General features: G+C 64.6%; 6 protein-coding genes. 2 read left to right on the top strand and 4 right to left on the bottom strand.

The window, feature by feature from the left end:
- On the top strand, nucleotides 1-538 hold a 538-nt coding region (locus tag VK804_RS24205), incomplete at its 5' end, for an aldehyde dehydrogenase family protein (RefSeq protein WP_325374936.1).
- Nucleotides 539-789: 251 nt separating this feature from the next.
- Nucleotides 790-1,995 (top strand): CoA transferase, encoded by a 1,206-nt coding sequence (locus VK804_RS24200; protein ID WP_325374934.1) that lies wholly within the window; start codon nucleotides 790-792, stop codon nucleotides 1,993-1,995.
- Between the two features lie 157 nt (nucleotides 1,996-2,152).
- On the opposite strand, the gene VK804_RS24195 is transcribed toward VK804_RS24200, so the two are convergent.
- The 4 genes from VK804_RS24195 to VK804_RS24180 form a co-directional block, all read right to left on the bottom strand.
- Nucleotides 2,153-2,311, bottom strand: a complete 159-nt coding sequence (locus VK804_RS24195; RefSeq protein WP_325374932.1) for a hypothetical protein — start codon at nucleotides 2,309-2,311, stop codon at nucleotides 2,153-2,155.
- 62 nt (nucleotides 2,312-2,373) lie between these two features.
- Nucleotides 2,374-3,783, bottom strand: a complete 1,410-nt coding sequence (locus VK804_RS24190; RefSeq protein ID WP_325374930.1) for an MFS transporter — start codon at nucleotides 3,781-3,783, stop codon at nucleotides 2,374-2,376.
- 144 nt (nucleotides 3,784-3,927) lie between these two features.
- Nucleotides 3,928-5,166, bottom strand: coding sequence for a flavin-dependent oxidoreductase (locus VK804_RS24185; RefSeq protein ID WP_325374929.1), 1,239 nt, complete (start codon nucleotides 5,164-5,166; stop codon nucleotides 3,928-3,930).
- A 93-nt stretch (nucleotides 5,167-5,259) separates the two neighbouring features.
- On the bottom strand, nucleotides 5,260-6,825 hold the full coding sequence (locus tag VK804_RS24180; RefSeq protein WP_325374927.1) for a hypothetical protein: 1,566 nt from the start codon (nucleotides 6,823-6,825) through the stop codon (nucleotides 5,260-5,262).
- Between the last annotated feature and the right edge of the window lie 139 nt (nucleotides 6,826-6,964).

Here is a 6,964-nt window from a genome sequence, read left to right as displayed (position 1 = left end):
CGGCGATCCACGCGACAGTGCCACGCAGATCGGGCCGGTGATCGACGCCGAGGCGAAACAGCGGCTGCAGGCGCATATTGCACGCATGCAACGCGAGGCCCGCGTGCATTACGCAGGCATCGCTCCCGCCGGCAATTACGTCGCGCCGCATATCTTCGAATTGACCGACGCCGGAGAACTGACCGAGGAAGTGTTCGGACCGGTGCTGCATGTGGTGCGCTATGCCGCCGACAGCCTCGAGCGCGTGCTGCAGGCGATCGAAGGCAGCGGCTACGGGCTGACGCTCGGCATTCACTCCCGCATCGACGACACGATCGAAGCCGTGATCGACCGGCTGGCCGTCGGCAACGTCTATGTCAACCGCAACATGATCGGCGCGGTGGTCGGCGTTCAGCCGTTCGGCGGCTTTGGCTTGTCGGGCACCGGCCCCAAGGCCGGTGGCCCGCATTATCTGACGCGCTTTGCGACGGAGCAGACCATCACCATCAACACAGCGGCGGCGGGCGGCAATGCCGCGCTGCTGTCGGATACGGAGTGAGATCGTCATCCTGAGGTGCGAGCCTCTTCGGCGAGCCTCGAAGGATGACAGCCCGGTGTATGCGGCCATCCTTCGAGACGCCGCGCAAAGGCGCGGCTCCTCAGGATGACGACGTTGTTTGCGGCGCGCCACACTTCACCCGTTGCATCTCGCGGCCAACATCGGTCAAATGCGCCGTTCAAAGCCGCTGATATAGAGCGATTCCACCGCGCGGAATAAGACCAACAAACGTCACGGGAGCGACGGCCACCATGGAAAAAGGCATCTTCGAAGGCCTCAAGGTTCTGGATTGCGCGAGTTTCATCGCGGCGCCCGCGGCCGCGACCGTGCTGTCGGATTTCGGCGCCGACGTCATCAAGATCGAACCGCCCGGCCAGGGCGATCCCTATCGCAACCTGACCAACCTGCCGGGTTACCCCGCCAGTCCGCACAATTTCGCGTGGATGCTGGAATCCCGCAACAAGAAGAGCCTGGCGCTCGATCTGTCGAAACCGGAGGGACAGGCGGTGCTGTACCGCCTTGCCGCCGAGGCCGACGTCTTCATCACCAATTTTCCGCCCGCGGTGCGCGCGCGGCTCGGCATCACCTACGAGCAGTTGAAGCCGCTCAACGACCGACTGGTCTACGCGTCGTTCACCGGTTACGGCGAAAAGGGCGCGGAAGCCAACAAGCCCGGCTTCGACAGCAACGCCTATTGGGCGCGCTCGGGCCTGATGGATCTGGTGCGCGCGGACGAGAACACCACGCCGGCGCGCTCGGTCGCCGGGATGGGCGACCACCCCTGCGCGATGGCGTTCTACGGCGCCATCGTCACCGCGCTCTACAAGCGCGAGCGCACCGGCCATGGCTCGCATGTCAGTTCCAACCTGATGGCCAACGGCGTCTGGGCCAGCGGCGTGCTGGCACAGGCAAAATTATGCGGCGCCAAATTCCAGCCGCGGCGTACGCGCGAGCACGCGCTGAACGCGGTCACCAATCACTACAAGTGCAGGGATGGCCGCTGGCTGATCCTGTCGTTGCTCAACGAGGACCGGCAATGGCCGACCCTGGCGCGCTGCATGGAACGGGAGGATCTGATCACCGATCCAAGATTTGCGACCAGGCCCGGCCGCCACGCGCGTTCGCTGGAACTGATAAAATTGTTCGACGGGATCTTTGCCACCAAGGACCTCGCGGAATGGCGCAGGATCCTCGACGGCAACGGGCTGGTGTTCGGCGTGGTCGGCATCCTCGACGATATTCCGGGCGACCAACAGATGATCGACAACGATGTGCTGGTGCCGTTCGAGGGCGACACCATGCTGACGATCAACAGCCCGATCTGGGTCGACGGCAGCCAGAAGGTCAAACCGCGGCGCGCGCCCGGCATCGGCGAGCACAGCGACGAGATTCTGCGCGCGGCCGGCTACGACGAGGCGGCGATCCGGCAATTGCGGGCGTCGGGCGCGGTGGCGTGAACGGCGCCGTCATCCTGAGGTGCGAGCATTCGCGAGCCTCGAAGGATGAATGAGGGCGGTGTATGCGGCCGTCCTTCGAGACGCGCGCTCAAGGGGGCGCGCTCCTCAGGATGACGGGATTTGAAATAAGCTTGCCGATTGACGGCAAAGACGTCCGCTAGTGATTGTGGATCAGCACCCAGCCGACCGCCGCGAGCGCGATGATCACCGCGGCCGCGATCGCCCATGCACTGACGCGGATGTCGCCGACGGTTTGCCGGTCGGCTTCATTCTCGGCGATTTCACGATTTCGCTGCTTGTTCTCGCTATCGCTCACCGCCTGCCCTCCCCGCCATCAGGTCGACCTGCCGCTCACGCTTCCAGTTCGCGCAACCTAGCCTAGACGCCCGCCGTCGTCGATGGGCGCAAGGGTGCCTCGAACGCCTGCGCATCCGCGGCGCCCTTGCCGCTGCCTCCCAGCCCGGCAATCCGGCTCAGCGAAAACGCCGCCAGCGCCGCGCACAGGGCCGCGGCCGCAGCCGCCATGAAGACCGACTCCGTGCTCCATTTCATGGTCAGCAGCACACCTCCAACCAGCGGCCCGACAATCGAGCCGACGCGCCCGATCCCCAGCGCCCAGCCGACGCCGGTGGCCCTGACCGAGGTCGGATAGAACGCCGCAGCCAGCGCGTTGGCCGCGATCTGGCCGCCGACGACGCAGAAACCGGAGGCAAAAACGGCCACCCAAATCAAAAAAGCGTTGTGCCCAAGCTCGCCGATCGCACCGACCGCGAACACCGCGATGAAATACACCAGCGCCAGCGCGCGAAACGAGAAGCGATCGATGATGCTGCCGAGCGCAAAGGTGCCGACCACGCCGCCGACCTGCAGCATCGATCCGATCGCCGCGGCTTCCGAGACCGAGGCGCCGAGGTCGTTGAGCACCGTGGGCAGCCAGTTCGCCAGGAAATAGATGTCGAGCAGGCTCATGAAGAACACCACCCACAACAAGAGCGTGACCAGGGTTCGGCCTTCCCGGAACAGATGCAGCACCGGAATCCCCGGCAGATGCGGTTCATGCACGACGAATTGCGTGGCCGGCGCAAAAGCCGCCTTCGGGTTGATGAGCCCGAGCAACTCGGCGACGCGTTGATTGGCGTGCCCGGTAAGCGCGAGGAACCGTACTGATTCAGGCAACCGCAGCGCCAGGATCGGAGCCAGCAGCAGCGGGGCTACGCCGCCGATGATGAAAACCGAGCGCCAGCCGAAATGCGGAATCAGCGCCGCGGCAAGCAGGCCGCCGAGCGCCGCGCCGACCGAGAAGCCGCAGAACATGATCATCACCATGGTGGCGCGGCGGCGGCGCGGATTGAACTCCGACGTGATGGCGATGGCATTCGGCATCGCCCCACCGAGCCCGAGCCCGGTCAGAAACCGGATCGCGAGCAACGAGTTGACGTCCTGGACGAACGCGGTGACGAGCGCGCCGATGCCAAACGCCAGCGTGGAAAAGATAATGATGTTCTTGCGCCCGATGCGGTCCGCCAGCGGCCCGAACACCAGCGCGCCGATCATCAGCCCGAACAGGCCAGCCGAGAACACCGGCCCGAGCGCGCCCTTGGTCAGGCCCCATTCTTTTGCGAGAGCCGGCGCGACATAGCCGATCGCCTGGGTATCGAACCCATCCAGAAACAGCACCGCCGCGCAGGTCAGGAGCAGCTTCAATTGAAATCCGCCGACCGGCTGCTGGTCGATGAACTCGGCAACATCGATCTGCGGTGCGCCGCCCTGCACTTCCGAAATCGTCATCGTTGTTTCCCCCTACTGTCGTCTCTGCGTGAAGCGACCAAGCAAATCCGGCCTCCGTCATTCCGGGGCAATGCGAAGCATTGAACCCGGAATCTCGAGATTCCGGGTCTGGTGCTACGCACCATCCCGGAATGACGGCCGTTTTCACCTCGTCCGCAATGCTTCCTTCGAATAGCCGGCAATCTTCTTGTAGCCTTCGGATAACGCCAGCAGTTCCTCGCGGCTGATGACGTCGTCGATGGCCGCAAAAGGCTGGTCCCTGGTCCGCTGGAACACCTCGCGCAGGATGGCGTCCGGCGGGTTGGTGCGGTTGGTCAGTACGATGCGCGTGGTGGCCTCGAGCCGCTGCTTCTCGTAAGCGGCCAGCGCTGCGACGGGATCGCCGTGTCCGAGCAGCGCCGAGGTCAGCGCGCGCGCATCCAGGATCGCCTGCCCCGCGCCGTTGGAGCCGCGCGGCACCATCGGGTGCGCGGCATCGCCGAGCAATGTCACCCGGCCAAAGCTCCAGCGCGGCAGCGGATCCTGATCGACCATCGGAAATTCCAGCACGCTGTCGGAAGCGCGGATGAAGGCCGGCACGTCGAGCCAGTCGAAATGCCAGTCGGCGAACGCGCCGATGAAATCCTCGCGTGAGCCTGTCCGGTTCCAGTCGCGCTTGCGATAGACCGGCGTCTCGATCTCGGCGACCCAGTTGACGAGTTGCAATCCGTCCGCACCGGTGGGGCGGATCGGATAGATCACCATCTTGCCATGCGACAGCCATCCCGCCCGCACCATGCTGGCGCCCGACAAGATCGGCTGCCATCGCGTCACGCCGCGCCACATGTTGACGCCGGAATAGCGCGGCTCGCCTTCGTCGGGAAAAAACTGCTTGCGGACCGCGGAATTGATGCCGTCGCAGGCGATCGCAACCCCGCCGCGCACGGTGGAGCGGCTCGCCCCTCCCGGCCCGTCGGAAAAAATAGCGCTGATGCCGGTTTCATCCTGTTCGACGGCGAGGCAATGATGGTTGGTGACCAGACAATCGGCTCCCGCGCGGGCAACGAAGGCGTCGCGCAGGACCATCTGGAGGTCGCCGCGATGGACAGAGAATTGCGGATGCTCGTAGCCCGCCGCGCAGCCGAGCGGCTCCTGATAGATCAGCTGGCCGAAGCGATTGAAGAAGGTCGCATCACTGGTCGCGATCGCAACATTTGCCAGCGCTTGTTCCAGCCCCAGGGCTGCAAGCTCCTTGGTGGCGTGCGGAAGCAGGTTGATGCCGACGCCAATCGCCTTGATCTCGGCTGCCGATTCGAAAATGCGGCAGGGGATGCCGGCGGCGTGCAGCGCGAGCCCGAGCGTCAAACCGCCAATGCCGGCGCCGACGATAATGACGTCGTCCATGTTGCCTCCCCGGCGCGTGTTATCAGGCGGTTGCCGGGATGAAACAGATTAGTGAGCCTACTGTCAATCTGACCGATCGAATGATCGCACGTGTTATTTGACGAAGCACATCCCCATCCGCGACGCGCCCATCGCCTGACATGCCAGCCCCTCGGCACAGGTCCATGAGGCAAAGCTCTTGTCGTTGTCGGCGGCGACCGCGTGCTGGACATAGCAGTGCGCGCCCCAGCCGTCCTCATATTCGGTTCCCGCCAGTTCCGTGCTGCCGCGCAGCTGCGGACGGCTGGCGAAGCCGCGCGAATAGTCCGGTAGTTTGCCGTCGCGCAGCGCGGTGAGCACATCGCGGCGGCGGATCTGGTCGCCGAAGAAATGCGGCGAGGCCGGAACCACGATCGAATTGTCCGGCTTGGCCGCCATCCAGTCGACGCCGGGGAAATGGAAGCCGCCGATACCGCGGGTCTGATGGCAGCCTGCGCAGGTGACGTCGTTGAGCCGACGCTCGAAGCCCGCGACTGAGCGGATGTTCTGCAGGCCGTCCCCGCGCTCGGCGGCCTGCTTCAGGGCCGTGACGACGTCATTCTCGGTGAACAGAGGGGACGCCGAAGCGCCATCGCCCTGCACCAGACCGAAGGCGGGCTGCAGATCCGAATTCGAAAATCCGACCGGGGTCGGGGCGATCGCGCCCTTGGCCAGGAATTTCTCGGGGATCAGGATCGTGCCGCGATCGAGTTCGGCAAAATGCGCAGGATCGAGCAGCCACGCCTTGAACTCGCGCCCGAGCGGTTCGTCGGCCAAAATCCGGTCGCGGTCGATCTGGTTCTCGAGCGGCGATTCCTCGAATGCGCCCGACTGCCTGTTGAAGTCGAATACCTTCAGGAGATAGTCGGTGCGAAAATCCCTCACCGCGGATTTCGGCGCATGCGCGATCTGGAGATTGGTTTCGATGCGCTCGATATTCTCCGGCCCGATCAGATCCAGCGCGCCGTCTTTCGCCGTCAGTTTTTCCGCAAGGTCGGCTCCCGTCAGCGGCAATTCGCCGGCAGCGAGCCAGCGTCGCGCGATCTCGGCGCAGGTGACGGCCTTGCCGTCGCCGTCGATCGCAAGGTCGCCCTTGGCCTTCAACACCACATTCAGCGTCATCGGCAGCCGCGGTGAGACCGCGCCCTCGCCGGCCGTCTCCGGCAGATCGGTTCGCGTCAGGCGATAGATCAGCCGGATTTCACCGCAGCTCGCCTCCTGCACATAGGCGCGGTCCATCCGGTTGACGATGCCCGCCAGCACGAAGCGCGCATCGGGAGAATCAAGCAGCGCGCGCTCGAACAACTGAAAATCAAAGGACGTTCCGACCCCGATGGTCTCGTTGGGCAGGCTGGCGCTATGCCGTGCGATATATCGGTCGAACTCCAGATCGAGCGCCTTGCGCACGGCCACCATCGACGGAAGCGCGAACAACTGGCTGTTGGTGAGCGGCGCGCTACTCGATCCCGCCGGCAGCATGATTCGGGTCAGGCCAAATCTTCCATGATCAAGCTCGCGCAAGGCCAGCGGATCGGTGATCGCGGTTCCGCGCTCCAGCGCCGGCCCAGCCTGGGCATGGCGCACAGGCAAAATGCCGGCGAGCAAAATCAGCAATGAGAGAACAAGTCGCACGCGGTCCATATCCCGACAAACACCGTGGTGGACGCCTCATTCCAGGCGTCTCGCGGATGGCGTTTCGGGAAAATAGCCGAAAAGCGCACGGGCTGTCCCGCGGCAAGCCGGACGCCTCGGAACCGTCGCTTCACGTCACGGTGAAGCA

The sequence above is a fragment of the Bradyrhizobium sp. genome, assembly GCF_035484855.1.
In the GTDB taxonomy this organism is placed as follows: Bacteria; Pseudomonadota; Alphaproteobacteria; order Rhizobiales; family Xanthobacteraceae; genus Bradyrhizobium.
Note: the sequence above shows the minus strand (reverse complement) of the source record. Positions and strands in the feature narration are given on the sequence as shown.